Here is a 26,027-nt window from a genome sequence, read left to right as displayed (position 1 = left end):
CGCGATGATGTGACGCGCGCTTCAATGGCACCCCGTGGACTCGTGCCGAGCAGGGCACATGCCGCACACTGGTGTCCCGTGAGTTCCCTTTCCACCCCCACGCGGGTCGTACTGCTGTGCGGCCCCTCCGGCTCCGGCAAGTCCCTCGTCTCGGCCCGCTCCGGCCTCCCGGTGCTGCGGCTCGACGACTTCTACAAGGAGGGCGACGACCCGACGCTGCCGCAGGTCGAGGGAAGCTCCGACATCGACTGGGACCACCCGGCGTCGTGGGACACGGAGACGGCCGTCACGGCGATCACGGAGCTGTGCCGCAGTGGCTCCACGGATGTACCCGTGTACGACATCTCACTCAGCGCGCGCACCGGCAGCGAGACGGTCGACTTCGGTGGTACTCCGGTATTCATCGCGGAGGGCATCTTCGCCGCCGAGATCGTCGAGCGGTGCCGCGAGGAGGGGGTACTCGCGGACGCGCTGTGCCTGCGCCGGGGCCCGGTGAAGACGTTCCGCAGGCGTTTTCTGCGGGACCTCAAGGAGGGCCGCAAGTCGGTCCCCTTCCTGCTGCGCCGGGGCTGGCGCCTGATGCGCGCCGAGCGGGCCATCGTCGCCCGCCAGACCGCGCTCGGCGCACACGCCTGCGACCGCGACGAGGCGCTGACCCGCCTGGCGGACGCCACCGGCCGCCCCACGGAGGCGACCGCACCGGCGACGTAACCGGGTACCCCGGAAGGACTACCGAGAACGCCACTCGGCGATCTGCTCACCCGCGAGCGCGGTCAGATCCCCGAGCGCCACATTCACGTCGGCGACATGCAGCCCCAGCGCGTTCGTACGGGAGTCCGCGGCGAACAGCGACAGGTCCCCCTCGACCTGCAACCAGTCCACCCGTACCCCGTCGGTACCCACCGCGCTCTCACAGGCACCGGTCACCGACGACGGGTACCGGGCGAACCCGGCAGGCAGATCGGGGAACGGGTAACCCCCCATGACGGGAGCCAGGTACCCCGCAGGTACTAGTGCGTTACCCCCGACGAGCCGCCGCGTCGGCATCAGCGCGTCCAACGGCACCCGGTCCCCCGCAGCCGCACCCCGCACCAACGCCGCCGGATTGACGCACACCTTCCGATGCCCCGGCGCGGTACTCCGACCGAAGCTCGTGGGCACACCCCCGTCCGCCAGGTCGAAGGAGGAGTAGGCGACCACACACCCCACCGGAACCGAAGCCCCAGCCGCCCGCGTGCACACGGGCACGTTCTGGAACGTCGAGTCCGGATCCCCGCCCCCACCCCGCACCCCGCCCACCGGCACCTGCACATCCCCACCGAGCAGATACGCCGCGACCAACTGCCGCCGCATCCCCGCGTCCCCGTCGAAAGTGGACCGCATCAAGGCACTCAACGCCGCGGCCCCCTGCGAATGCCCGATGAGGACGACACCCCGCCGCTCCCCGGTGACAGGGTCGACGTTGTCGTGGGCCCAGTAGTCCGCGAACGCCTTCTCCACATCCCCGAACCCCACCGAAGGGTCGGGACTCGTCCCGGTCAGAACCCCACCGGCCAACTCCAGCAAGGTGAGTTGACGGTAGACCGGCGCAAACACCCGGCACTCCCCGGCGAACCGCTGCGCCTGCGCGAACGTCACGGCCAGCGCGTTGTTCTGCGGGACGGGCGGCAGACTCCCCAGCCGCAGCAGGGGGTTGGGCAGCAGATCGACGGTCGGATACACGTAGAAACAGTCGACGGGAGGATCGACCGCGCCGGGAAGCAGCTCACCCGTTCCGCCGGCACGCCGATCGTCGAACTCCGTACTCCCGCCCGCGATATAACGACCCGTCAGAACGGAATCGACCGGATTCCCCCGGGCGTCCTGCCCGCAGGGGTTCGCCGGCATCCCCGGCCTGCACAGCCAGACGGTGGATTCGAGCGGCGCGGCCCCGGCGGCGGGCGCGGACAGTAACGGAAAGAAGAAGACGGCGGCGAGCAGGGCGACCAGACGGCGCAAGGCGGTCCTTTCTCCGGAAAGTGAACCGCCTTGATCTCTGCCGCAGTTGAGACAAAAAGAAACAAAGACACGGGAAGGGGAACAAAGAAACGGGACTGGACAGACCCCCCGGCCCTCCAGCCCCGCTCTCTGTTCCCCCGTGCTCCCCCCCTGCGGTACCGCTCCCCGCGACGCTCCCCCGAACGCCGTCCCCCGAAGGTCCCCCCGGTACCGCTCCCCCGCATTCCCCCGATACCCCCGCCACCGCTCCCCCCAGAGCGGAGCCGGGGTCAGCCTTCAGGCGACAAGCTCCCCGAAGGCGCTCTCCTCGTCACGGCCGAAGCTGAGGACCTCGTCCTCGCGCAGCCGGCGGAGCGACCGCCAGATGCTGGACTTCACCGTGCCGACACTGATGTCGAGGATCTCCGCGATCTCCGGGTCGGTACGGCCCTCGTAATACCTGAGGACCAGCATCGTCCGCTGGAGTTCCGGCAGCCGGGACAGCGCCTGCCACAGGACCGCGCGCAGCTCGGTGCCGCGCATCGCGTCCGTGTCGCCGGGCGTCTCCGGCAGTTCCTCGGTCGGGTACTCGTTCAGCTTGCGGCGGCGCCACGCGCTGATGTGCAGGTTCGTCATGGTGCGGCGCAGATAACCGCCTACTGCCGCTTTGTCACTGATCCGGTCCCAGGCCCGGTACGTCGAGAACAGCGCGCTCTGGAGCAGGTCCTCGGCCTCGAACCGGTCGCCGGTCAGGTGGTACGCGGTGGCGTACAGGGAGGCGCGGCGCTCCTGGACGTAGGCGGTGAACTCCGCCTCGCTGATGGAGCGACGCTCCCCCGTGTCCTCCCTGTACGCGGCTCCCCCCGGAACCGCATCCCCCGTTTTCGCGTCAACCACCGTGATGTACGTGGTGTGTTGACGCCCGGCGTTGCGAGCGCACCCCCGCCCGCTCACAACACCGGACTTCTCCGAGCCCCACCGGACGTCGTGGAGACGCGTGACCACTGCGCTGGTGTTCATGCTGTGCAGCGACATGTCGCGCCTCCCGTCGTGGACCTCTGGTGCTCTTGCGCCAGGCCGTCTTGCCCTGTGCCGAGAAGCTTGCCGGGGGACCTTCATGGCCGTGTCCGCCGACTGTCACAGAGCTGTCACAGGGGCCCCTCACGGCGACACCACAGCGGCTTCAAAGGCGTCGGCGGTAGACCGGTGCGTTTGGCCTCCTCACCACCCCCATGGGACCCTTGCGGACATGGGTTACGGCATGGTCCTCGGCGACCCGCTCCCCCGCGCTTCGGCGCGGCGGTGACAGCGGGTCCCCAGCCGTTCCCCCTGCTCCTCGCCCCGTCGAAGTGCCTCCGCTCCCACGGCACTTACGACTTCCAGGAGCATCCCCATGCCCTCCCGCGAGCCCCGGAACGAGACCGCGCCCCGCACCGGGTACGTCCCCGTCGACGACACCCTCCGCGCCTCCACCGCACACCGCCTGACCTCCACCGGCACAGCGCTCCTCTGGCGGGGCGACTACGTCAACGCCCGCCAGATGCTTACGGCGTTGAGCCGCCGCATCCCGAACTCCCGTTACGACGAGGCGGGTTCCCCGGCGGAGATCTTCCGCCTCCAGCGCCGTGACCGCGCCCGCCGGGCCCAGACACTGAACCGTCTCCTCGTGGAACTCGACGCGGACCACGCCCTCTCCCTGCGCCGCGCCCCCGACGTCCGCGAGGCCTGCCGCGCCGCGTACGGCCCGCCCACCGGCCCCTCCGTCGTACCTCTGAGGGAACTCCTGGGAGTGATCGGCGCCCACCAGTGGCAGCTGAGGGGCATCGAGGTCCCCGCTCTCAGCAACCGCATTCACCCCCGTTACAGCGTCTTCTCCCCCGTACGAGGGGAGTACGTCGACCTCGTCGCCTCCACCCCCCTCCCCCGCCCCTGCCGCACCGCCTTCGACCTCGGCACCGGGACCGGCGTACTGGCGGCCGTGCTGGCCCACCGAGGGGTCGGGCGGATCATCGCGACCGACGTCAACCCGCGCGCCCTCGCCTGCGCCGAGGAGAACGCGCGCCGCCTCGGACACGGCGACCGGATCGACGTACAGGGACCGGCGCTGTACCCGCCGCAGGGCCGCGCCGACCTCGTCGTCTGCAACCCCCCGTGGCTGCCGGGCACGCCGAGCGCCGGTCTTGAGCTGGGGGTGTACGACCAGGACAGCGGGATGCTCCAGGAATTCCTCGCCGGGTTGCGCAACCGGTTGCTACCGCAGGGCGAGGGCTGGCTGATCATGTCGGATCTCGCCGAGCTGCTCGGGCTGAGGACGCGGAAAGAGTTGCTGCGACTTTTTCGCGCCAGTGGCCTCACCGTCGTAGGAAGGCACGACGTACGCCCCCGGCACCGGCGTGCGAAGGACCGGAGTGACCCGTTGTATACGGTCCGCAGTGCGGAGGTGACCTCGCTGTGGCGGTTGGGGATCAGGGTGTAACCGGGTAGTACCTGTGGGGGCTCGTAAAGGCGTTATAAGCCCCCACCTGTCGAACCTCACCCCCTGTATGGGCCAGAATGAGGCCGTGCCTTCCCTGTTGCTGATCGAGGACGACGACGCCATCCGTACGGCCCTGGAGCTCTCACTGACGCGCCAGGGGCACCGCGTGGCGACCGCTGCCAGTGGAGAGGACGGTCTGAAACTGCTGCGTGAGCAGCGACCGGATCTGATCGTGCTGGATGTGATGCTGCCCGGCATCGACGGGTTCGAGGTGTGCCGGCGCATCCGGCGCACGGACCAGTTGCCGATCATCCTGCTGACCGCGCGCAACGACGACATCGACGTCGTGGTGGGCCTGGAGTCCGGCGCGGACGACTACGTCGTGAAGCCGGTCCAGGGCCGGGTGCTGGACGCCCGGATCCGGGCCGTGCTACGGCGCGGCGAGCGGGAGTCGAGCGACTCGGCGACGTTCGGCAGCCTCGTCATCGACCGTTCGGCGATGACGGTGACGAAGAACGGCCAGGACCTCCAACTCACGCCCACCGAACTGCGGTTGCTGCTCGAACTGAGCCGGCGGCCCGGACAGGCCCTGTCGCGGCAGCAGTTGCTGCGGCTCGTGTGGGAGCACGACTACCTCGGTGACTCGCGGCTGGTGGACGCGTGTGTCCAGCGGCTGCGCGCCAAGATCGAGGACGTGCCGTCGTCGCCCACGCTGATCCGTACCGTCCGGGGTGTCGGCTACCGCCTGGACGCGCCTCAGTGACCCAGGCCGCACCAGGTTTCCGCGGCTGGCCCGCGTTTCGCAAAGTGGTCCTGTCCCGGCTGCGCTTCACGAGCCTGCGCCTGCGGCTGGTCGTCGTGTTCGGCGCGGTCGCGCTCGCCACGGCCGTCTCGGCGTCCGGCATCGCCTACTGGCTCAACCGCGAGGCCGTGCTGACGCGCGCGCAGGACGCGGTGCTGAAGGACTTCCGTACGGAGATGCAGAACCGCGCGGGCGCGCTCCCCGAGCGTCCCTCGCAGACCGAACTCCAGCGCACGGCCGCGCAGATGGCCAACTCCAGTCAGCGTTTCAGTGTGTTGCTGGTCGCGGCCGACGACGTCGGGCGGACGGTGTACGGCAACTCCGGTGGTCTGAGCGGGTTCTCGCTGGACGACGTGCCGGAGTCGCTGCGGCGCGCGGTGAACAAGCAGCAGTCGGTGTCGGGGGCCAACAGGGCGCCGTACCACCTCTTTTGGCAGCGCGTCGTCGATCACGGCACGCCGTATCTGGTCGCCGGGACGAAGGTCGACGGGGGTGGTCCGACCGGGTACATGCGCAAGTCGCTGGAGCCCGAGGCGAAGGACCTCAACTCCCTTGCCTGGTCGCTGGGGATCGCCACCGGGCTCGCGCTGATCGGGGCGGCGCTGATCGCGCAGGCCGCGTCCACGACCGTGCTGAAACCCGTGCACCGGCTGGGAGTTGCCGCGCGGCATCTCGGCGAGGGGCGGCTCGATACCCGGCTCCAGGTGTCCGGTACGGACGAACTCGCCGATCTGTCACGGACGTTCAACCGTGCCGCCGAGGCGCTGGAGAAGCGGGTCGCGGACATGGCCGCGCGGGACGAGGCGTCGCGGCGGTTCGTCGCCGACATGAGCCACGAGCTGCGGACGCCGCTCACCGCGATCACGGCCGTAACCGAAGTTCTGGAAGAGGAACTTGAGGCCGAGACCGGCAGCATGGACCCGATGATCGAGCCCGCCGTACGGCTCGTGGTGAGCGAGACGCGGCGGCTCAACGACCTCGTCGAGAACCTGATGGAGGTCACCCGCTTCGACGCGGGGACGGCCCGGCTGGTGCTCGACGTCGTCGACGTGGCCGACCAGATCACCGCCTGCATCGACGCGCGCGCCTGGCTGGACGCGGTCGACCTCGACGCCGAGCGCGGGATTCACGCGCAGCTCGATCCGCGCCGGCTCGACGTCATCCTCGCGAACCTCATCGGCAACGCCCTCAAGCACGGGGGGTCTCCGGTGCGGGTGTCCGTGCGGGAGAGCGCCGACGAGATGGTCATCGCCGTGCGCGACCACGGGCCCGGTATCCCCGAGGAAGTGCTGCCGCATGTCTTCGACCGGTTCTACAAGGCCAGTGCGTCCAGGCCGCGTTCGGAAGGCAGCGGGCTCGGGCTCTCCATCGCGCTGGAGAACGCGCACATCCACGGCGGCGAGATCAGCGCCGCCAACTCCCCTGAAGGCGGTGCGGTGTTCACGCTGAAACTGCCCCGGGGGAGCTGGGAAGTCGTGGAGCAGGAGGACGAGGACGGGGGGACGGCGTCGTGAGGCTGACGGAAGATGTCACGAACGGGGCGGCCTCAACTGCCGTGCCAGAAAAGGGCGTCCCGGCCCGGGTGGCCTCAACCCGCGCCCCCACCAAGGGGCGTACGCGACTGCTGCTCGTCGCCGCGCTCGGACTCGTCCTCTCCGGGTGCGGTATCCGGGCGACCGAAGTGCCGACCGACTTCGGTGCGGCGCCCTCCCGCGTCCGGTGCTCCGCCGCCGAGTCGGGTACGACCGCCGCGCAGATGTCGGGCCGGGTGCCGGTGCAGGTGTTCCTGCTGTGCGGGGCGTCGCTCGTCGCCGTCGACCGGGCGGTTCCCGTACCGGACGGGGCAGTTGGTGCCAAGCGTCGGGTGCTGGTCGCCCAGGGGCTGCTGAACGAGCTGGAGGCCAGCCCGTCGTCCCAGGAGAAGGAGTCGGGGTACACGACCGACGTGCGCGAGGGCGTGACCGTCCTCCCGCCGCTGACCGGCACCGACCCCGACGACGCGCTCCGCCTCACCGTCGCGCCGGAGACGCTCTCGCCGTACGCCCTCGCGCAGGTCGTCTGCACCCTCTCCGACTCGGCCGCCTCCGACGGCGACGGCTCCGTGGTCCTCGGCGGGCCCGCAGGCCGGGAGTTGACGCGCTACGAGTGCACGGACGAGGTGAAGCAGCGGCCGGGGACCAAGCTGCCGCCGTCGTCGAAGGTGGCGAAGTAGGAGGATCGGTACGTGAGTTGCGACAGTCGCCGTGACTCACCGTGATCAAATCCTCGTGTGTGGGGGTGTGGTGAAGGACTCACCCCCCTCCCTGAGGCCCCTGCGGAACCATTCGCCGTGAGCGGTGCGTCTTGGGGGTCGTGCAGCGTCAAGGCCCCATCGGCGGCAGCGCCGTGATCCGTGTCCGTGTGGCGGGAGGTGTTCTCCTCGCCGCTCATCTCGCGTTCGTCGTTTGGTACTCGCTGCGACCGCTGGACGTCCCCTGGGTGATGCCGGCCAACCTGCACCCGCTCGACGGCATCCGCACCGACCTCGGTCTGGGGTGGCACGAGGCGGTCCGCCGGATCGGGCGGGGTCTCCTGCTGCTGGCTCCCCTCGGAGTACTCCTCCCCCTGGTGCACGGCAGGCTGCGGGTCTCCCCGTTCGGCTCGCTGGTGCGTACGTCCGCCGCCGGGGCGATGCTCTCGGTGACGGTGGAGCTGTTGCAGACCGGCGTACCGGGCCAGGTCGTGGACGTCGACGCGGTCCTCCTGAACACCCTCGGCGTCGCCCTGGCTCATACCCTGGTGGTACCCGCCGGGAGGTACCTGCTGCGTAGGCGTACGCCGCGGCGACGACGGACCGCCGTCCGTCAGGAGGAGCTGTCTCAGGGTCGTACCCCGACGATTCCCAGGGTCGGGATAGCTCCGTAGAGTGACGCTTCATCCGCTTCGTCCTCGTAGCTTTGAGTCATGGAGAGGCGGCCGACAGGGGCCGCACCTCGATCGAAGCTCACGCTGTGAAGGAGCCCCAGATGTCCCGCCTCGCCCGTCCCACCCACGGCCGCATGATCGGCGGCGTGTGCGCCGCGCTGGCCAACCGCTTCGGCACGTCGGCCACGACGATGCGCGTGATATTCGTCCTGTCCTGCCTCCTGCCGGGGCCTCAGTTCCTGCTCTACATCGCGCTGTGGATCCTCTTCCCGTCGGAGGAGAAGGCGCGGACGACGGGGAGCGCCGCCTGGTAACCGCCGTCGGGTCACGGGGGTGGCCGAAACCCTCATAGAGTCATCCGGGTGACTTTCGACGAAGCACCAGAGACGACCCCCGACGCCGAACTCCCCCTGCTGACGGCGGCGCAGGCCGATCACCTGCGCTCGCTGGCCGCTCCGCATCTCCGAGACGGCCACCGGTACTCCCTGCACGACCTGGCCGTCCGCTGCGCCCGGTCCGCTGTGGAGGAGTGGCCCGCGCTGGTGGACGCCCACTTCGGTCAGCTGCGGCAGGCGAGCGAGGGCGGCGAGAGCGCCGAGGAGCTGCTGAGGGACGCGCATGTCCGGCTGCTGCCCGCCGAGTCGATCGGCCCGGAGATCGCTGCCGACCTGACGTACGCGCGCGTGGTGGCCGACGGCCTGGTCTTCGCGTACGCCCTGGACGGCCCGACGAGCGTACGGATCCTCACCGACGGGGACGTGGAGCGCGCGGGCCTCGAAGCGCTCGGCAAGGCGGGGTACGACAACCTGGCGCGCGTCCCGGTCGAGCACGACGTGGTGCAGGTCGGCGAGCACACGACGCTGCACAGCCTCTACGGCGACTCCCCGTTCGTCGCGAGCAAGGCCCTGTACCTGGGGGAGGTGGCCCGCCGCGTCACCGGCGAGCCGCTGCCGGAGCACGGCGCGCTGTTCGTCGTACCGACCCGCGACAACCTCGTGTACCACCCGATCGCGGACGGCACGGTCGTGGACGCGCTGAACGCGCTCGCGCAGTTCGCGCTGGGGGCGCACCAGAGCGGCGAGGGGCGCCTTTCGCCGCGCGTGTACTGGTGGTACCGGGGGAAGCTGACGTCCCTGACGGTCATCGACGAGGAGAACCGCAGCTTCTCCATCCAGCCGCCGCCGGAGCTGCTCGCGGCGATGAAGGGCCTGGTCCGGCTGGACGGCGCGGGCCGGCTGCGGACGGCGCTGACCGGGCGGGCGCCGGACGCCGAGGCGCTGGCGCGGGACACGGCGGGGCTGCTGGAGCGGCTGGCCCAGGACCCGTCGGTGCTCGCGGACGCCTTCGCCTCGACGGTGACGCTGGCGCACGCGCGGTGTGTCGTCGACCCGGACGCGTCCGAACTCGCCACGTGGGACGCCTGGTCGGCGGCGGTCCAGCTCGGGACGCTGCTGTTCACGGGCGGTGAGGCGCGGGAGTTCCTCTTCGACGACCTGGAGGTGCGCCTCCCCGCGTTCCCGGCGGAGCCGCCGGCGGACGCGCGGGCCTGGCTGGACGCGCTGTACCTCGCGCTGGTGTGCCGGGAGTGGGGCCGGGTGTCCCGGCTGGTGGAGGTGCCGCTGGAGCGGCTGCGGGAGGACGAGTCGGTCGACGAGTACGTGCTGCACTGGATCGACACGCTGCGGACGTACCTGTCGCGCGGGCCGATGGACGACATCGTGCAGAAGCTGCTGGCGACGATGCAGGCGGGGCATCCGAAGGCCGTCGCGTACACGCCGACCGGGTTCTCCGACCAGGTCGACTACCAGCCGGCCGCGCTGTTCCACCGGATGATCGCGAACGACGACGAGCAGTTCGCGAAGACGCTGGCGGACGCGCTGGAGAAGCACGCGCTGTACTGGGGCGACTCCCCGGCGCCGCGCGCACAGGTGTCGCTGGGGCTGCTGGCGCTGGCGAGCCTCGCCGGGTCGCAGGAGTTCCCGGTGCCGCAGAAGGAGCGGCTGCTGCCGCTGTACCTGCTGAACGGGGAGCGGATCGAGGTCATTCCGGCGCCGTGAGAAGGGCCGCCGTGAGAAGGGCCGGGGAGAACAGAAGCGGGGTACGTCAGCCGAGCGGGATGCCGTTGAGCGGCAGGCCGTGGGTGGGCAGGCCCTTGCCGATCGGGAGGCCGCCGAGGAGACCGGCGACGGGGGCGGTGGGGCCGTCGGCCAGCGCGCGCTGGGCGATCGGGGCGACGGTGGAGGCGCTCGTCGTGAGGGCGGGCTGGGCCTGGTTGACGAGCTCGCCGGCGCCCGGCAGCGCGCCGGTGACGCCGCCGAGGGCCTGCGTGGCGTCCGGCAGGGCGGGGGCGGCGGAGGCGGCACCCGCGCCGACGGCGGCGATGGCGGCACCGAGGGCGGCGACACCGAGGGTCTTGGCAGCAGACTGCTTCATGGGAATTGCGTCCTCGAACTCGAAGGGGGCAACGGGGAATGTACGGGAATACGAGCAGTCCCCGACCGTAAACATGCGGAGGCACCCACCGCAAACATCGAAATGCGGACGAGTGGTGAACACTCGTCCGCATCCCGGAGCCCCAAAGCCTCTGCTACCGGCCCTGTCCGATGGAAGAACCGCTGGTGGAGGCCGTCTGCTGGAACAGCCATTCGGATTTCAGCTCGGCATACCCCGGCTTGATCACGTCATTGATCATGGCGATTCGTTCATCGAAAGGAATGAACGCCGATTTCATAGCATTGACTGAGAACCACTGCATGTCGTCGAGCGTATAACCGAACGCGTCGACCAGGTGCTCGAATTCCCGGCTCATGCTCGTCCCGGACATCAGGCGGTTGTCCGTGTTGACGGTGGCCCGGAAATGCAGCCGCCGCAGCAGTCCGATGGGGTGCTCGGCGTAGGAGGCGGCGGCGCCGGTCTGGAGGTTGGAGCTGGGGCACAGCTCCAGCGGGATCCGCTTGTCGCGGACGTACGCGGCGAGCCGCCCGAGGGTCACACTCCCGTCGTCCGCGACCTCGATGTCGTCGATGATCCGTACGCCGTGGCCGAGCCGGTCGGCGCCGCACCACTGGAGAGCCTGCCAGATCGACGGCAGCCCGAAAGCCTCGCCGGCGTGGATCGTGAAGTGGTTGTTCTCGCGCTTCAGGTACTCGAAGGCGTCGAGGTGCCGGGTCGGCGGGTGACCGGCCTCGGCGCCCGCGATGTCGAAGCCGACGACGCCCGAGTCACGGTACGTGTTGGCGAGTTCGGCGATCTCCAGGGCGCGGGCGGCGTGCCGCATCGCGGTGAGGAGGGCGCCGACGCGGATGCGGTGGCCGTTCTCGCGGGCCCGGCGTTCGCCCTCGCGGAAGCCCTCGGTGACCGCCTCGACGACCTCTTCGAGGCTCAGCCCGCCGTCGAGGTGCTGCTCGGGGGCGTACCGCACCTCCGCGTAGACCACACCGTCCTCGGCGAGGTCCTCCGCGCACTCGGCGGCGACCCTGACCAGCGCGTCGCGCGTCTGCATGACGGCGACGGTGTGCGAGAAGGTCTCCAGGTACCGCTCCAGCGAACCGGAGTCGGCGGCCTCGCGGAACCAGACGCCGAGCTTGTCGGGGTCACTCTCAGGTAGCCCCGAGTACCCATACTCGCGGGCTAGGTCGACGATCGTGCCGGGACGCAGCCCGCCGTCGAGGTGGTCGTGCAACAGAACCTTGGGCGCCCGACGGATCTGGTCCGGTGTCGGGGTGACGCCCCTGGGGATGCTCTGGCTCGTCATCCCGGCACAGTAACTCCTACGCGCGTAGACGGCCCGGCTCAGCGCACCGCCGATACGCAAAGGTGACCCCACGGACGGGTGGAGTACACCGCCGCTTCTGACACTGTTCTGCCATGGCACAGCATGTGACGCCGCTCCGAACCGCCCACCTGGGCAAGGCGATCGGCCCCGAGCCGACCTCCGTCAGCGGAGCGGTTCTGCTCCTCCCCGGCGGCGAGGAGCTCTCCGAGCGCAAGCCGTCCCCCATGTGGGCGACGTCCTCCGTACGCGCCCTCGGCCGCCGCCTCGCCCGTGCGGGGCGCGCCGAGGGGCTCGCCGTCCACGCCGTCCACTACCGCTATCGCGGGTGGAACGGGACGGAGGCGCATCTCGCGGCGGATGCCCTCTGGGGGGCCGAGGAGGTCGTGCGCCGGTACGGTGACGTTCCCGTCTGTCTCGCCGGGGTCGGGATGGGGGCGCGGGCCGCGTTGCGGGCTGCCGGGCATGATGCCGTCAACTCCGTTCTCGCGCTTGCTCCTTGGTTGCCGGAGGAGGATGTGGCGGCGTCTCCTGAGCCAGTCAAGCAGCTTGTGGGGCGGCGGGTGTTGATCGTCCACGGGACCAATGACGAGCGTACGGATCCGGAGTTGTCGTTTCGGCTTGCCGCTCGGGCGAAGAAGGCGAATCGGGATGTGTGTCGGTTCGAAGTGCACTCCGATGGGCACGGGTTGCATCAGTATCGGGGTGAAGTGCAGGCGTTGGCTGAGGACTTCGTGATGGGGACGTTGTACGGGCGGGGGTTCGCGAGGCCGTTGGAGGATGCGCTTGCTGCTCCGCCGCCGTTGGGGTTGAGGATGCCGCTTGCTGTGGGGTTCGGGGCGTCGTTGCGGAAGTGACTTCGGGTGCGGGCTCGTTGTGGCTTGTCGCGCCCGCGCGGCGGAGCCGCAAATTGACACAGCCCCGCGCCCCTTAGGGCAGCAAGGTGCCCCTTCTTGACAGCAAGAACTTCTTGAACGCCGCCACCGGGGGTGTGTCCGGGTGGCCGTCCAGCCAGGCCACCCCGATTTCCCTCACCGCCCTTGGTGACGTCACCGTTAGCTCCGCCACCCCTGGTCTCCTCACCGCTGGAGGTGGCAGCAGCGCCACCCCAAGTCCCGCCGCCACCAACCCCCTTAGCGTCTCCGCCTCCTCCCCCTCGAACGCGATCCTCGGGCGGAAGCCCGCCTGTTGGCACAGGTCGTCCGTGATGCGGCGTAGGCCGTAGCCCGGTTCCAGGGTTACGAACGTCTCGTCGGCCGCCTCGGAGAGCCGTACGCGTCTGCGGGTCGCCAGGCGGTGGTCCGCCGGGACCACCAGGCGGAGTTTCTGTTCGTCCAGGCGGCGGGCCACCAGGTCCGGTGCGTCCGGTACCGGGGAGGTCAGGCAGAGGTCCAACTCCCCTGTCCGCAAACGCTCGATCATCGCCTCGCCGTAGTTCTGCACGAGGCTGAACCGCACCCGGGGATGGTCCGCGCGGAAGGCGTGGATCAGCGCCGGCACGGTCTCCGCGCCCATCGTGTGCAGAAATCCGAACGCCACCTTGCCCGTTGCCGCGTCCGCGTCCGCCCGTACCGCGTCGGCCGCCTTCTGGATCTCCCCCAACGCCCGTTCCACAGAGGCGAGAAAGGTCCGTCCGGCGGGCGTCAGCGAGACCGTACGGCCCCGGCGCGCGAACAGGTCCACCCCGAGGTCCCGCTCCAGCCGGACCATCGCCCGCGACAGCGTCGACTGCGGGACCTGTAGCTCCTGAGCGGCCCGGGTCACATGCTCCGTACGGGCCACCCCGGCGAAGTACGCGAGCCTCGGAGCGAGCAGCGTCGTCATGTCTTCCGTGTCACCGGACGGTGACAGATGACCCTGTGACCTCGGTTGATGCACCATGGGAACGATTATGACGAGTCCGTGCATTGGACGCATCAACGCAGGTCGGCCTACCGTCGACGTATGCCTTCCGCCAGTACCGAGGCGCCCGTCACCACGGGCGCCCGCGCAGCCGTCCCCTCCGCCGACACCCGTATGCAACCCGGTGAAACCGATTACCGCCGGATGAGCTTCGCGCTGTTCCTCGCGGGCGTCGCGACCTTCGCGCTGCTGTACTCCACGCAGGCTCTACTCCCCCTGATCTCCGGCGAGTTCGGCGTCGCCGCGAGCGATGCGAGCTGGACCGTGGCCGCCGCGACCGGCGGACTCGCGCTGTTCGTCCTGCCGATGAGCGCGCTGTCCGAGCGCTACGGGCGCCGTACGGTCATGACCGCGTCGCTCGCGGTCGCGGTGACCGTCGGGATGCTGGTGCCGTTCGCGCCGTCGCTCGGCGCGCTCGTCGTGCTGCGGGGTGTGCAGGGTGCCGCGCTGGCCGGGCTGCCGGCCTCCGCGACCGCGTACCTCGCGGAGGAGGTCCGGCCGAAGGCGCTGGTCACGGCCATCGGGCTGTTCGTCGCGGGCAACAGCGTCGGCGGGATGAGCGGGCGCGTCATCACCGGGTGGGTCGCGCAGGAGTGGGGCTGGCGGGTCGCCGTAGGGGTGATCGGGGGGCTCGCGGTGGTGTGCGCAGTCGCGTTCCGCGCGCTGCTGCCCGCTCCGCGCCACTTCACGCCGGGGTCGCTGCGGCCCCGGGTGCTGCTGGGCACCGTACGGGGTCATCTGGGTAACCCCCTCCTCCGGAGGTTGTACGCCATCGGTGCGCTCTTCATGACCGTTTTCGGGGGCGTGTACACGGTCATCGGGTACCGGCTGACCGAAGCGCCGTTCTCGCTGCCGCAGGGCATCGTGGGGTCGGTGTTCCTCGTCTACCTCGTAGGTACGGTGTCGGCCTCCACCGCCGGGCGGCTGGTCGGGCGCGTCGGGCGGCGGGGTGCGCTGTACCTCTCCGGGGGTACGACGGCTACGGGGCTGCTGCTGTCCCTCGCCGGGTCGCTGGTGCTCGTCCTGCTCGGGCTGGTCCTCATCACCGCCGGGTTCTTCGCGGGGCACGCGGTGGCGTCGTCGTCGGTGAGCAAGACGGCGACGAGCGGGCGGGCGCAGGCTTCGGCGCTGTACCAGTCGGCGTACTACATCGGGTCCAGCGTCGGGTCGACCGTCGGGGCGATCGCCTTCCACGCCGGTGGGTGGGGTGGGACCGTCTCGGTGGGGTTGCTGGCGGTGGCGGGGGTCGTGGCGATCACGGTGGCGGGGACTCGGGCGGCTCGGGCGGCGGCTCGGCGGGAGGTTGTGGCGGCGGCTTGATGCCGGTGCGGTGGCTTGGCGCCGAGGCGGCAGCTTGACGCCGGTGTGGCCGCGAGGCGTGTGAGGTCGGCGGGGCGGGTGGTGCCGGGTGTTGTCATGGCCTCGTTCCTACTGCGCTGACCAGCGGATTTGTCAAGTCCAGGGGTGATTGTCAGTGGGGTGCGGTAGCTTCCGAGGAGGTGGACGCGAAGGCGCGTGACACGAAGGCCACAGGGGTGGGTGGACGAGGAATGAGTGACGGTACGACAGCGGTGGCGGACCTCGATGTGCGGCTGGAGAAGCACCGGGTCGAGCTGACCGGGTACTGCTACCGGATGCTGGGCTCGACCTTCGAGGCGGAGGACGCGGTCCAGGACACGCTGGTGCGGGCCTGGCGGAACTACGAGAAGTTCGAGGGCCGGTCCAGCCTGCGCTCGTGGCTGTACCGGATCGCGACGAACGTGTGCCTGGACATGCTGAACGCGGGCAACAAGCGCGCCCGGCCGATCGACCTCAGCGAGGCGACGCCCCTCGCGCAGGCCGCGCTCTCCCCGCGCCCCGAGAACACCTGGCTCGAACCCATCCCGGACGCGCGAGCGCTCCCCACCGTCGAGGACCCGGCGGAGGCGGCCGTGGCCAAGGAATCCATCCGGCTGGCGTTCATGGCGGCGCTCCAGCAGCTCCCGCCCAAGCAGCGGGCCGTCCTCATCCTCCGCGAGGTCCTCGCGTGGAAGGCCAGCGAGGTCGCGGAGCTGCTCGACACGTCGGTCGCCTCGGTGAACAGCGCCCTCCAGCGCGCCCGCGCGACCCTCGCCGAGCAGCCCGAGGACAAGGGCGCCGCCGCCGACGTCTTCAACTCCCTCGACGACGAGCAGAAGAAACTCCTGGAGCGGTACGTCGCCGCCTTCGAGGGGTACGACATGACCGCCCTCACCGCGCTCCTCCACGAGGACGCGATCATGACGATGCCGCCGTTCGACCTGTGGCTCACCGGTCACGCGGACATCACCGGCTTCATGACCACCCTCGGCTCGGGCTGCGAGAACTCCCGCCTCTTCCCCGTCCAGGTCAACGGGCTGCCCGGGTTCGCGCACTACAAGCCGGACCCGGAGAAGGGCGGCTGGTCGCCCTGGTCCATCCAGGTCCTGGAGATCTCGGACGGCCGCCTAACCGGTTTCCACTTCTACCTCGACACCCCCCGCTGGTTCCCCCTCTTCGGCTTCCCCCTCCACCTCAAGGACGAGACCGACCAGCCCTAGCAGCGCGACGAACGCCGGGCCGGGGTCTCTGAGCCGTATCCGCCCCCCGGCCCGCTTGGCCACGAGCTGCAACCGGGCAACCAGGTCGACCTGCGCCAACCCCGGCGGCCCGAGCCCGCCCACATCGACAACGACCACCTTCTCAACAGCCACGGCCAACAACCTCCGCACCTCGTCGGAGAGCCCCTCCACCACATCCGGGGTGAAGGGGCTGCGCGGGATGACTACGGGGAGTCCTTCAGGGTCCACGTGGGGTAGACCCCGGCGGGCGGCTCAACTCATCGGTGCGCCCGAACAACACCGTCAGTCACAAACAGGTGGACTTCCGTTTTTCCGAGGTGATCGGTAGAACAGCCGGATGAACGAATCAGCGGCGGAACTGGCCGAGCTCCAGGAGCTCATCGACGACAGCGTCCGCCGTGCCTCTCCATCGCTGCGCGCGTCGTTCGGACTGCCCGAACAGTCGCTGTCCGCAGCACAGTTGGTACAGCGGTGCGCAGGTGTGTTCCAGGTGGTCCTGGCCACCGTCACCGCTTCGGGAGCCCCCAGGTGCGCGCCGGTGGGGGCGTTGATCGTCGGGGGAAAGCTGTACGTCCCGACCGGCGCCCAATCTCATCGGGCCCGCAACCTCACGGAGCGTCCCGCCCTGAGCCTCAGTCTGTCGGCCGAGGACGGGTTCGCGTTGATCGTGCACGGCACCGGACGGATCATGGATGCCTCCGATCCCGAGTTCGCGGCGGTCGAGGAAGCACAGTTCCAGGCACGTGGAACGCGGGTGTCGGACTGGGGGAACGGGGTTTTCATCGCCGTCGAGGCGGAGTCGCTGTTCACGTACGCGCGTGATCCGGCGGGCAACCCGGCATAGGCGCAGCGGTTCGTGGGGGCATCGAGTAATGAAACAGACCGAAGGAGTGCTGGGATCGCTATGAACAACGCCGAGTCCTCGACCGCCGCTTCCGGTCTCACCTGGTTCAAGAGCAGCTACAGCGGCGCCGAAGGCGGCCAGTGCGTCGAGGTCTCGGCCCGCACCACAGCCGTACACGTCCGCGACTCCAAAGACACCAGCCTCCCCCACTTCTCCGTCTCCCGCGACGCATGGAGTGGTTTCGTCGAGCTGGCCTCCGCCGAGCCGCGCGTCTGACGGTCGTACCGAACGCCACAACCCCGCCCGAGTTTCTGACTGACAGGGCGGGGTTGTGGCGTCAAAGAAGGATCAGGCGATGCGCTCCAGCACCACCGGCGACGCCTTGAAGTCCGTCCCCGGTGCGGCCACGTCGTAGGAGCCCTCCACAGCCTCCAGCGCGTACGCGAAGCGGTCCGGCGTGTCCGTGTGCAACGTCAGCAGCGGCTGGCCCGCCGTCACCGTGTCCCCCGGCTTCGCGTGGAGCTCCACCCCCGCGCCCGCCTGCACCGGGTCCTCCTTGCGCGCACGGCCCGCGCCCAAGCGCCACGCCGCGAGGCCGATGTCGTACGCGTCCAGGCGGGTCAGGACGCCCGAGGCCCCTGCTGTGATCACGTGCTGCTCTCGCGCCACCGGCAGCGCCGCGTCCGGGTCGCCTCCCTGTGCCGCGATCATCCGGCGCCATACGTCCATCGCCGAGCCGTCCGCCAACGCCTTCGCCGGGTCGGCGTCGCGTACGCCCGCCGCGTCCAGCATTTCCCGGGCCAGCGCGATCGTCAGTTCCACCACGTCCGCCGGGCCCCCGCCCGCCAGGACCTCCACCGACTCCCGGACCTCCAGCGCGTTGCCCGCCGTGAGGCCGAGCGGCGTCGACATGTCCGTCAGCAGGGCGACCGTCTTCACGCCGTGGTCCGTGCCGAGGCCCACCATCGTCGACGCCAACTCCCGCGCGTCCTCGATGGTCTTCATGAAGGCACCCGTACCCACCTTCACGTCCAGGACCAGCGACCCCGTGCCCTCCGCGATCTTCTTCGACATGATCGAGGACGCGATCAGGGGAATCGCCTCGACCGTGCCGGTGACATCCCGGAGGGCGTACAGCTTCTTGTCGGCCGGTGCCAGGCCGTCGCCCGCCGCGCAGATCACCGCGCCCGTGCCGTCCAGCACCGACAGCATCTCCTCGTTCGACAGGAGCGCGCGCCAGCCCGGGATCGACTCCAGCTTGTCCAGCGTGCCGCCCGTGTGGCCGAGGCCCCGGCCGGAGAGCTGGGGGACGGCCGCGCCGCACGCGGCGACCAGCGGGGCCAGCGGGAGCGTGATCTTGTCGCCGACGCCGCCCGTCGAGTGCTTGTCCGCCGTCGGGCGCGACAGCGACGAGAACTCCATCCGCTCGCCGGACGCGATCATCGCCGCCGTCCAGCGCGCGATCTCGCGGCGGTTCATGCCGTTGAGGAGGATGGCCATGGCGAGCGAGGACATCTGCTCGTCGGCGACCTCGCCACGGGTGTACGCGTCGATGACCCAGTCGATCTGCTCGTCGGTGAGTTCGGCGCGGTCCCGCTTGGTGCGGATGACGGAGATGGCGTCCATGGCCATGGGGTGGGTGTCCTTCCGAAGAAATGCGGCCCCCCGGACAAGCAAGGGGGGCCGCACAGGAGTTACTTGGTGAGGTGTCCCGGCCCGAAGGCCTGGGGGAGCATCTCGGAGAGAGGGAGGATCCCCTCGGGGGTTTCCAGCAGCAGGTCAGGACCGCCGTGCTCGTACAGGAGCTGGCGGCACCGACCGCACGGGACCAGCACGTCGCCGTTGCCGTCGACGCACGTGAAGTGGGTCAGCCGCCCGCCCCCGGTGCGGTGCAGCTCGGACACCAGCCCGCACTCCGCGCACAGGCCGATGCCGTACGACGCGTTCTCGACGTTGCAGCCGGAGACCGTGCGCCCGTCGTCGACCAGCGCCGCGACCCCCACGGGGTAGCCGGAGTAAGGGGCGTACGCGCGGGTCATCGCCTCGTGGGCGACCGCGCGCAGCGAGGACCAGTCCACCGTCACTTGCCCTGCCCCTTCCGGTACGGCAGCCCGTCCGCCTTCGGCATCCGCAGGCGCTGCGCGGAGAAGGAGAGGACGAGGAGGGTGACGAGGTACGGCGCGGCGGTGACGAGCTGGCGCGGGACCTCGTCCGTGTTGGCGTACCAGATGAACATCACGACGGAGATCACCAGGGAGATCGCCGCCGACACGTACTTCTTCTTCCAGATCTGGTACGCGGCGGCCACCACCAGCACCAGCGCGAGCAGCAGGAGCAGCGCGTGCACGTTGGTCGTACCGCCCCGGAGGTTGAGGCTGTCGGTGTAGCCGAAGAGTCCGGCACCCAGCGCGAGCCCGCCTGGCATCCAGTTGCCGAAGATCATGGCCGCGAGGCCGATGTACCCGCGCCCGGCGGTCTGGCCGTCCAGGTACACATTCGACGCGACGATCGACAGGAACGCCCCGCCAAGACCCGCGAAACCACCCGAAATGATGACCGCGAGGTACTTGTACTTGTAGACGTTGACGCCGAGGGACTCCGCCGCGACCGGGTTCTCACCGCAGGACCGCAGGCGCAGACCGAACGCCGTACGCCACAGCACCCACCACGTCAGCGGCACGAGCGCGACGGCGACGACGGTCAGCGGGGACAGGTTCGTGACCAGCCCGCCGACGAGGCCCGCGATGTCGGAGATCAGGAACCAGTGTTTGTCGTTCAGGGTCTCCAGCCAGCTCGACAGCCCTGGGATGTCGAAGTTGCCGAGCGAGTCGATCGGCGGGGACTGCTTGGAGGAACCCTGCGGCGCGTCCTCGAAGGTGAACTTCGAGAGGTAGCGGGTCAGGCCGAGCGCGAGGATGTTGAGCGCCACACCGGAGACGATGTGGTTGACGTTGAAGGTGACGGTGGCGATCGCGTGCAGGACGGCGCCGAGCGCGCCGCCGAGAATGCCGAACACGACACCCGTCCACGGACCCCACTGGTACCCGGCCCACGCGCCGAACCAGGTGCCGAGGATCATCATGCCTTCGAGGCCGATGTTGACGACGCCCGCGCGCTCGGCCCACAGCCCGCCGAGCCCGGCGAGCCCGATCGGTACGGCGAGGCGCAGCGCCGTGGACATCTGGCCGGTGGAGGTGATGCCGTCGGCGCCGGAGATCAGGCGCACGATCGAGGTCAGGACCAGCACACCCGCGATGATCAGCAGGAGTACGGGCAGGGAGAGTTTGCGGCTGCCCTTGCCGGGCTGCTTCGCCGGGGGCTTGGCGACGGTCGCGGTGGCCATCAGACCGCCACCTCCTTCTTGACGTTCTGAGCGGCTTCGGCGGCGAGCTGCGCGCCGACCTGCTTCTGCTGGCGGCGCAGACCCCACTGCCGTACGGCTTCGTAACTGATGACGACGGCGAAGACGATCAGGCCCTGCATGATCGTGGCGATCTCCTTCTCGTACGCCACCGGCATGGCGTAGTCGAGCGCGGGGGACGCCTTGTCGAGGAAGGCCCACAGCAGCGCGGCGAGCGCGATGCCGCCGGGGTTGTTGCGGCCGAGGAGGGCGATGCCGATGGCGGTGAAGCCGAGGCCCGCCGGGAAGCTCAGGCTGTAGGTGTGCGCGTCGCCGAGCAGCAGCGGGAGGCCGGAGATACCGGCGACCGCGCCGGAGACCAGCATCGCGGTGACGACCATCCGCTTCGCGTCGACGCCGGACGCGGCGGCGGCCGTCTCCGACTCGCCGGTCGCGCGCAGGTCGAAGCCGAAGCGGGTGCGGTTGAGGACGACCCAGTACGCGATGCCGAGGGCGATCGCGAGGAAGACCAGGCCGTAGATCTCGCCGACGTCCGCGCCGAGGTTGATGCCGGGCATCCAGCCCGAGTCCTTCATGATCCCGGTCGTGACGTTGTCACCGACCAGGACGCCGAAGTTGTCGCGCAGGGTGAGGTAGCCGATGAGGCTGGTCGCGATCGAGTTCAGCATGATCGTCGCGACGACCTCGGAGACGCCCCGGGTGACCTTGAGGATGCCCGCGATACCGGCCCACATCGCGCCGGTCAGCGCGCCGACGAGCAGCAGCAGGGGGATCTGGAGGAACCCGGGCAGCGCGACGTGCGCGCCGACGATCGCGGTGACCAGCGCGCCGAGGCGGTACTGGCCGTCGACGCCGATGTTGAACAGGTTCATGCGGAAGCCGAGGGCCACCGCCAGCGCCGCGATGTAGTACATCGACGCCTGGTTGATGATCAGGACCTGGATGTCGGAGTAGGGGATCTGCTCCAGCATCAGCCGGTACGGCTCGATCGGGTTCTTGCCGGAGGCGAGCAGCACGACCGAGGTCAGCAGGATCGCCGCGACGAGCGCGATGACCGGGCCGGCCACCGCGAGGAGCACGCGCTCCTTGTCGAACTTCTTCATCGGGCGTCGTCCTCCCGGGACGGCTCGGGCTGGGATGCGGATTCGGGCGCGGGCTCGGCGTCGGGCGCGGGAGCGGCTTCGGCTGCGGGCTCGGTGGGCTGATTATCGGCTTGTACGTCGATGGGGGCCCCATCGGCATCGTCGCCGCCGACCTCACCAGCCTCGGCGTCGTCCGCGTGCTCCAAGTGCCCGCTCGCCGCCCCCGTCATCGCCGACCCCAGCTCCTCCGGCGTGATCGTCGCCGGGTCCGCGTCCGCGACCAGCTTGCCGTCGTAGATGACGCGGAGCGTGTCGGAGAGGCCGATCAGCTCGTCGAGGTCGGCGGAGATCAGCAGGACTGCGAGGCCCTCGCGGCGCGCCTCCCGGATGCGGTCCCAGATCTGGGCCTGTGCGCCGACGTCCACGCCACGCGTCGGGTGCGCGGCGATCAGGAACTTCGGGTCGTGGCTCATCTCGCGGCCGACGATCAGCTTCTGCTGGTTGCCGCCGGACAGGGACGCCGCCGTGACGTCGATGCCGGGCGTGCGGACGTCGTACTCCTCGACGATCCGCCGCGTGTCGGCCTGCGCGCCCTTGGGGTCGAGCCAGAAGCCCTTCGCGTTGGGCTTCTCGGTGACGTGGCCGAGGATGCGGTTCTCCCAGAGCGGGGACTCCAGGAGGAGCCCCTGACGGTGCCGGTCCTCGGGGATGTAGCCGACGCCGGACTCGCGGCGCTTGCGGGTCGGCCAGGGCGTGATGTCCTCGCCGAGGAAGGCGATCGTCCCGGAGTCGGCGTTCTTCGTGCCGATCAGCGCGTCGATCAGCTCGGTCTGGCCGTTGCCCTCGACGCCGGCGATGCCCATGACCTCGCCCGCGTGGATGGTGAAGGAGACGCCGTCCAGGACCTTCTTGACCTCGCCGGCGGGCTGGCCCTCGACCCCGGCGACCGCGCCGAGGGAGGCCCCGCCGGCCGCGTACACCGTCAGGTCCTCGACCGTCACGACCGCGCGGTCGGTGACCGTCGACTCCGAGGTCTCCGGCGTCGGGAGTTCGCTGCCGACCATCAGCTCCGCGAGCTGGCGGGGGGTCGTCTCGGCGGGGATCGCCGTCCCCACCGTCGTACCGCGCCGGATGACGGTGATCTCGTCCGCGACGGAGAGGACCTCGCCGAGCTTGTGGCTGATGAAGATGACCGAGAGGCCCTCGGACTTCAGCTCGCGGAGGTTGCCGAAGAGCGCGGCGACCTCCTGCGGGACGAGGACGGCGGTCGGCTCGTCGAGGATCAGGGTGCGCGCGCCCCGGAAGAGGACCTTGAGGATCTCGACGCGCTGGCGTTCGGCGACACCGAGGTCCTCGACGAGGGCGTCGGGGCGGACGCCGAGGCCGTACCGGTCGGAGATCTCCTTGATCTTCCTGCGGGCGCCGGCGCCGATCCCGTACAGCTTCTCGCTGCCGAGGACGACGTTCTCCAGGACGGTGAGGTTGTCGGCCAGCATGAAGTGCTGGTGGACCATGCCGATGCCGCGCGCGATCGCGTCGCCGGGGCTCGCGAAGGCGACCTGCTCGCCGTCGACCGTGATCGTGCCCTCGTCCGGCTTCTGCATGCCGTAGAGGATCTTCATCAGGGTCGACTTGCCGGCGCCGTTCTCGCCGACCAGCGCGTGGACGGTGCCGGTGCGGACGGTCAGGTGGATGTCGTGGTTGGCGACGACACCGGGGAAGCGTTTGGTGATGCCCGCCAGCTCCACCGCGATCGTCGGCTCTGCGGTGAGCGGAGGGCTGCTGGACGCGTCGATGGCGCACTCTCCTTGAGAAAGGGGCCATCTACGCGCGTAGCGCCCCTACTTTAAATAGAGCCCGGATCCGATCGGTTCTTTTCGGTCACGATCCGTTCCGAGCATTGTGCCGCGCGAACGGGGCACGGAGAGGCGATCCTCCACGTACCCCGTTCAAGAGCGGTAACGGTGTCATTACGACAGCCGATCCGATCGGTCAGACCGTCGTCTTGACCTTGATCGTGCCCGCCTTGATGCCGGCTTCCGCCTTCTTCACCGCGTCCTGGATCGCCGTGTCCGACGCGAACTTCGGGTTCGAGTTCGCGAGGGAGACGCCGCCGTTGGCCAGGGAGCCGCGGATCTCGCCGGACTGCGGCTTGCCGTCGTGGACGGACTTGGCGAGGTCGTAGACGGCGCCCTCGACGTTCTTCATGGCCGACGTGAGGATGTACGCCTTGTACGCGGCCAGCGCGGTCTGGTTGTACTGGTCGGAGTCGACGCCGATCGCCCAGATCTTCTTCGCGGCGGCGGCCTTGATGACGCCCTGGCCGGAGAGACCGGCGGCGGCGTAGATGACGTCCGCGCCCGCGTCGATCTGACCGTCCGCGGCGGACTCGCCCTTGTCGGGGCTGGAGAAGCCACCCTCGGCGGCGGTCTCGGTCAGGTACTGCGACTTGACCTTGACGCTCTTGTCGGTGTCCGTGACGCCCTGCCGGAAGCCCGCCTCGAACTTCTGGATCAGCGGTACGTTGACGCCGCCGACGAAGCCGACGGTCTTGGTCTTGGTGGCCTTCGCGGCGGCGACGCCCGCGAGGTAGGACGCCTGCTCCTCGTGGAAGACGAGGTCGGCGACGTTCGCGGCCTTGATCGTGTTGTCGTCGACGATGCCGAAGGTGACCTTCGGGTACTTCGCGGCGACGTCCTTGACGGCGGGCGCGTACGCGTAGCCGACGCCGATCACCGGGTTGTAGCCCTGCTTCGCAAGGCTCTCCAGGCGCTGCACCTTGTCCGCGTCGGACTCGCCGTCCTGCGGCTCGACCGCGTTGGACTTGTAGCCGAACTCCTTGTCGGCCTTGTCCAGACCGGCGGTCGCCGCGTCGTTGAAGGACTGGTCGCCCTTGCCGCCGACGTCGTAGGCGAGCGCGAGGCCCAGGTTCTTCTTCTCACCGGCCGACGACGAGGTCGACGTGGAAGAGGATCCGCAGGCGGAAACGGTCACGGCGAGAGCCGCGGTACAGACACCCGCGAGGGTGAGACGGGAAACCCGGCGCATGGTGCGAGACTCCTTTGTGCAAGCGCCCTGATACCAGGCGCTGGTTCCGCGGCAGCGTAACGCGCGTAGACCAGCAGGAAAAACCCTTCTGTCCGCTCCGTTACCGACCTGTGGCCACATTCGGGTTTCAGATTACGGACAGCAATACGCCCCTCGCTTCATGCGAGGGGCGTACGGGTGAAAAGCCAGGATCACTTGGTGATCTTGATCGTCACCTTGCCGTCGATGATGTCCTTCTTCGCCTTGTCCACGGCCGCGACGACGTCCGTCATCGCCTTGTACTTCGGGTTGGTGTCGGAGAACCCGACGCCGTCGTTGGACAGCGACCCGCGCACCACGCCGGTCAGCGGCTTTCCGTCCACGACCGACTTGACCAGGTCGTACACCGCGCCGCCGACGTTCTTCGTGGCCGAGCCGAGGATGTAGTCCTTGTACGCCGCCAGCGCGGACTGGCTGTACTGGTCGGAGTCGACACCGATCGCCCACACCTTCTTGGCGGCGGCCTCGCTGATGATGCCCTGGCCGGAGAGGCCCGCCGCGCCGTAGATGACGTCCGCGCCGGCGTCGATCTGGCCGCTGGCACCCGCCTTGCCCTTGTCGGGGCTGGAGAAGCCGCCCTCGGCGGGGGTCTCCGTCAGGTACTGGGACTCGATCTTGACGCTCTTGTCCGTGTCCGTGACGCCTTGGCGGAAGCCCGCCTCGAACTTCTGGATCAGCGGGATGTTCACGCCGCCGATGAAGCCGACGTGCTTCTTCTTCGTGGCCTTGGCCGCGGCGACGCCCGCGAGGTAGGAGCCCTGCTCCTCGTGGAAGACCATGTCGGCGACGTTCGCGGCCTTGATCGTCTCGTCGTCGATGATCCCGAAGCTGGTGTTCGGGAACTTCGCGGCGACCGCCTTGACGGCGGGCGCGTACACGAAGCCGACGCCGATCACCGGGTTGTACCCGGCCTGCGCGAGCTGCGTGAGGCGCTGGACCTTGTCCGCGTCCGACTCGCCGTCCTGCGGCTCGACGTCCCGGCCCGGGATCTTGAAGTCGGTCATCGCCTTCTCCATACCGGCGTACGCGGCGTCGTTGAAGGACTGGTCGCCCTTGCCGCCGATGTCGTACGCGAGGCCGATCCCCTTGCCGGAGTAGCCGCTCGACCCGCTGGAACCGGACGACGACGGCTTGGTGCTGCTCGAACTGCTGGACTCACCGCAGCCGGCAGCGGCGAGCGCGACGACCGCGATCGCGGTGGCGACTCTCGCACTCCTGGACAACTGACGCATGGCAAGCAC

25 protein-coding genes are annotated in these 26,027 nt (G+C 69.7%); 13 read left to right on the top strand and 12 right to left on the bottom strand.

What is annotated here, in order from left to right:
* Positions 1-24: 24 nt before the first annotated feature.
* Complete coding sequence (locus tag J8M50_RS30045; protein ID WP_075661242.1) at positions 25-711, top strand: uridine kinase family protein; 687 nt, start codon at positions 25-27, stop codon at positions 709-711.
* Positions 712-729: 18 nt separating this feature from the next.
* Here the strand turns inward: J8M50_RS30045 and J8M50_RS30040 are convergent, their stop codons facing one another.
* Positions 730-1,998 (bottom strand): DUF3089 domain-containing protein, encoded by a 1,269-nt coding sequence (locus J8M50_RS30040; RefSeq protein ID WP_010352558.1) that lies wholly within the window; start codon positions 1,996-1,998, stop codon positions 730-732.
* A 276-nt stretch (positions 1,999-2,274) separates the two neighbouring features.
* On the bottom strand, positions 2,275-3,012 hold the full coding sequence (locus J8M50_RS30035) for a SigE family RNA polymerase sigma factor (protein WP_010352557.1): 738 nt from the start codon (positions 3,010-3,012) through the stop codon (positions 2,275-2,277).
* Between the two features lie 358 nt (positions 3,013-3,370).
* Here J8M50_RS30035 and J8M50_RS30030 point away from each other — a divergent pair, with 358 nt between their 5' ends.
* The 7 genes from J8M50_RS30030 to J8M50_RS30000 all read left to right on the top strand — a co-directional run bounded on the left by J8M50_RS30030 (position 3,371) and on the right by J8M50_RS30000 (position 10,216).
* Positions 3,371-4,453 carry a methyltransferase gene (locus J8M50_RS30030; protein WP_010352556.1) on the top strand — a complete coding sequence of 361 codons (1,083 nt, stop codon included), beginning with the start codon at positions 3,371-3,373 and terminating at the stop codon, positions 4,451-4,453.
* Positions 4,454-4,538: 85 nt separating this feature from the next.
* Positions 4,539-5,216 carry a two-component system response regulator AfsQ1 gene (afsQ1, locus tag J8M50_RS30025; protein ID WP_010352555.1) on the top strand — a complete coding sequence of 226 codons (678 nt, stop codon included), beginning with the start codon at positions 4,539-4,541 and terminating at the stop codon, positions 5,214-5,216.
* On the top strand, positions 5,213-6,769 hold the full coding sequence (locus tag J8M50_RS30020; RefSeq protein ID WP_010352554.1) for an ATP-binding protein: 1,557 nt from the start codon (positions 5,213-5,215) through the stop codon (positions 6,767-6,769). Before afsQ1 ends, J8M50_RS30020 begins: the two co-directional genes overlap by 4 nt.
* 68 nt (positions 6,770-6,837) lie before the next feature.
* Positions 6,838-7,467 (top strand): hypothetical protein, encoded by a 630-nt coding sequence (locus J8M50_RS30015; protein WP_010352553.1) that lies wholly within the window; start codon positions 6,838-6,840, stop codon positions 7,465-7,467.
* A gap of 140 nt (positions 7,468-7,607) precedes the next feature.
* Complete coding sequence (locus J8M50_RS30010) at positions 7,608-8,159, top strand: VanZ family protein (protein ID WP_029183689.1); 552 nt, start codon at positions 7,608-7,610, stop codon at positions 8,157-8,159.
* A gap of 101 nt (positions 8,160-8,260) precedes the next feature.
* The gene (locus J8M50_RS30005; protein WP_010352551.1) at positions 8,261-8,473 is read left to right on the top strand and encodes a PspC domain-containing protein; all 213 of its coding nucleotides are present in this window, start codon (positions 8,261-8,263) and stop codon (positions 8,471-8,473) included.
* A gap of 48 nt (positions 8,474-8,521) precedes the next feature.
* Positions 8,522-10,216 (top strand): immunity 49 family protein, encoded by a 1,695-nt coding sequence (locus J8M50_RS30000; RefSeq protein WP_010352550.1) that lies wholly within the window; start codon positions 8,522-8,524, stop codon positions 10,214-10,216.
* A 46-nt stretch (positions 10,217-10,262) separates the two neighbouring features.
* On the opposite strand, the gene J8M50_RS29995 is transcribed toward J8M50_RS30000, so the two are convergent.
* Both J8M50_RS29995 and J8M50_RS29990 read right to left on the bottom strand, forming a co-directional pair.
* A complete protein-coding gene (locus J8M50_RS29995) occupies positions 10,263-10,592 on the bottom strand; it encodes a hypothetical protein (protein WP_010352549.1) in 330 nt (109 codons plus the stop codon).
* A 154-nt stretch (positions 10,593-10,746) separates the two neighbouring features.
* Positions 10,747-11,913 carry an adenosine deaminase gene (locus J8M50_RS29990; RefSeq protein ID WP_010352548.1) on the bottom strand — a complete coding sequence of 389 codons (1,167 nt, stop codon included), beginning with the start codon at positions 11,911-11,913 and terminating at the stop codon, positions 10,747-10,749.
* Between the two features lie 113 nt (positions 11,914-12,026).
* Between J8M50_RS29990 and J8M50_RS29985 the strand changes: the two genes are divergently transcribed.
* A complete protein-coding gene (locus J8M50_RS29985) occupies positions 12,027-12,788 on the top strand; it encodes an alpha/beta hydrolase (RefSeq protein ID WP_010352547.1) in 762 nt (253 codons plus the stop codon).
* 73 nt (positions 12,789-12,861) lie between these two features.
* Here J8M50_RS29985 and J8M50_RS29980 read toward each other — a convergent pair whose 3' ends face one another.
* Complete coding sequence (locus J8M50_RS29980; protein WP_029183688.1) at positions 12,862-13,812, bottom strand: LysR family transcriptional regulator; 951 nt, start codon at positions 13,810-13,812, stop codon at positions 12,862-12,864.
* Positions 13,813-13,875: 63 nt separating this feature from the next.
* Here J8M50_RS29980 and J8M50_RS29975 point away from each other — a divergent pair, with 63 nt between their 5' ends.
* The 4 genes from J8M50_RS29975 (at position 13,876) to J8M50_RS29955 (ending at position 17,532) form a co-directional block, all read left to right on the top strand.
* On the top strand, positions 13,876-15,153 hold the full coding sequence (locus J8M50_RS29975; protein ID WP_010352545.1) for an MFS transporter: 1,278 nt from the start codon (positions 13,876-13,878) through the stop codon (positions 15,151-15,153).
* Between the two features lie 230 nt (positions 15,154-15,383).
* Positions 15,384-16,391, top strand: coding sequence for a sigma-70 family RNA polymerase sigma factor (locus tag J8M50_RS29970; RefSeq protein WP_029183687.1), 1,008 nt, complete (start codon positions 15,384-15,386; stop codon positions 16,389-16,391).
* A gap of 358 nt (positions 16,392-16,749) precedes the next feature.
* On the top strand, positions 16,750-17,256 hold the full coding sequence (locus tag J8M50_RS29960; RefSeq protein WP_010352542.1) for a pyridoxamine 5'-phosphate oxidase family protein: 507 nt from the start codon (positions 16,750-16,752) through the stop codon (positions 17,254-17,256).
* Positions 17,257-17,316: 60 nt separating this feature from the next.
* Positions 17,317-17,532 carry a DUF397 domain-containing protein gene (locus J8M50_RS29955; protein WP_010352540.1) on the top strand — a complete coding sequence of 72 codons (216 nt, stop codon included), beginning with the start codon at positions 17,317-17,319 and terminating at the stop codon, positions 17,530-17,532.
* Between the two features lie 72 nt (positions 17,533-17,604).
* Here J8M50_RS29955 and J8M50_RS29950 read toward each other — a convergent pair whose 3' ends face one another.
* The 7 genes from J8M50_RS29950 to J8M50_RS29920 form a co-directional block, all read right to left on the bottom strand.
* A complete protein-coding gene (locus tag J8M50_RS29950; protein WP_029183686.1) occupies positions 17,605-18,888 on the bottom strand; it encodes a thymidine phosphorylase in 1,284 nt (427 codons plus the stop codon).
* Positions 18,889-18,950: 62 nt separating this feature from the next.
* Positions 18,951-19,340: a cytidine deaminase gene (locus J8M50_RS29945; RefSeq protein WP_010352537.1), complete on the bottom strand. Its 390-nt coding sequence runs from the start codon at positions 19,338-19,340 to the stop codon at positions 18,951-18,953.
* Entirely contained in the window at positions 19,337-20,599 is a 1,263-nt protein-coding gene (locus J8M50_RS29940; RefSeq protein WP_010352536.1) for an ABC transporter permease, read from the bottom strand. Before J8M50_RS29940 ends, J8M50_RS29945 begins: the two co-directional genes overlap by 4 nt.
* Positions 20,599-21,720 (bottom strand): ABC transporter permease, encoded by a 1,122-nt coding sequence (locus J8M50_RS29935; protein WP_010352535.1) that lies wholly within the window; start codon positions 21,718-21,720, stop codon positions 20,599-20,601. The genes J8M50_RS29940 and J8M50_RS29935 overlap by 1 nt, the downstream gene beginning before the upstream one ends.
* Positions 21,717-23,453: an ABC transporter ATP-binding protein gene (locus J8M50_RS29930; RefSeq protein WP_050987184.1), complete on the bottom strand. Its 1,737-nt coding sequence runs from the start codon at positions 23,451-23,453 to the stop codon at positions 21,717-21,719. Before J8M50_RS29930 ends, J8M50_RS29935 begins: the two co-directional genes overlap by 4 nt.
* Positions 23,454-23,691: 238 nt before the next feature.
* Positions 23,692-24,747, bottom strand: coding sequence for a BMP family lipoprotein (locus tag J8M50_RS29925; RefSeq protein WP_010352533.1), 1,056 nt, complete (start codon positions 24,745-24,747; stop codon positions 23,692-23,694).
* A gap of 191 nt (positions 24,748-24,938) precedes the next feature.
* Complete coding sequence (locus J8M50_RS29920; RefSeq protein WP_010352532.1) at positions 24,939-26,018, bottom strand: BMP family lipoprotein; 1,080 nt, start codon at positions 26,016-26,018, stop codon at positions 24,939-24,941.
* Positions 26,019-26,027 lie beyond the last annotated feature (9 nt).

Source organism: Streptomyces acidiscabies, from assembly GCF_020010905.1.
Lineage (GTDB): Bacteria > Actinomycetota > Actinomycetes > Streptomycetales > Streptomycetaceae > Streptomyces > Streptomyces acidiscabies.
The sequence above is the reverse complement of the archived record's forward strand: the minus strand, read 5'-3'. Positions and strand labels throughout refer to the sequence as shown.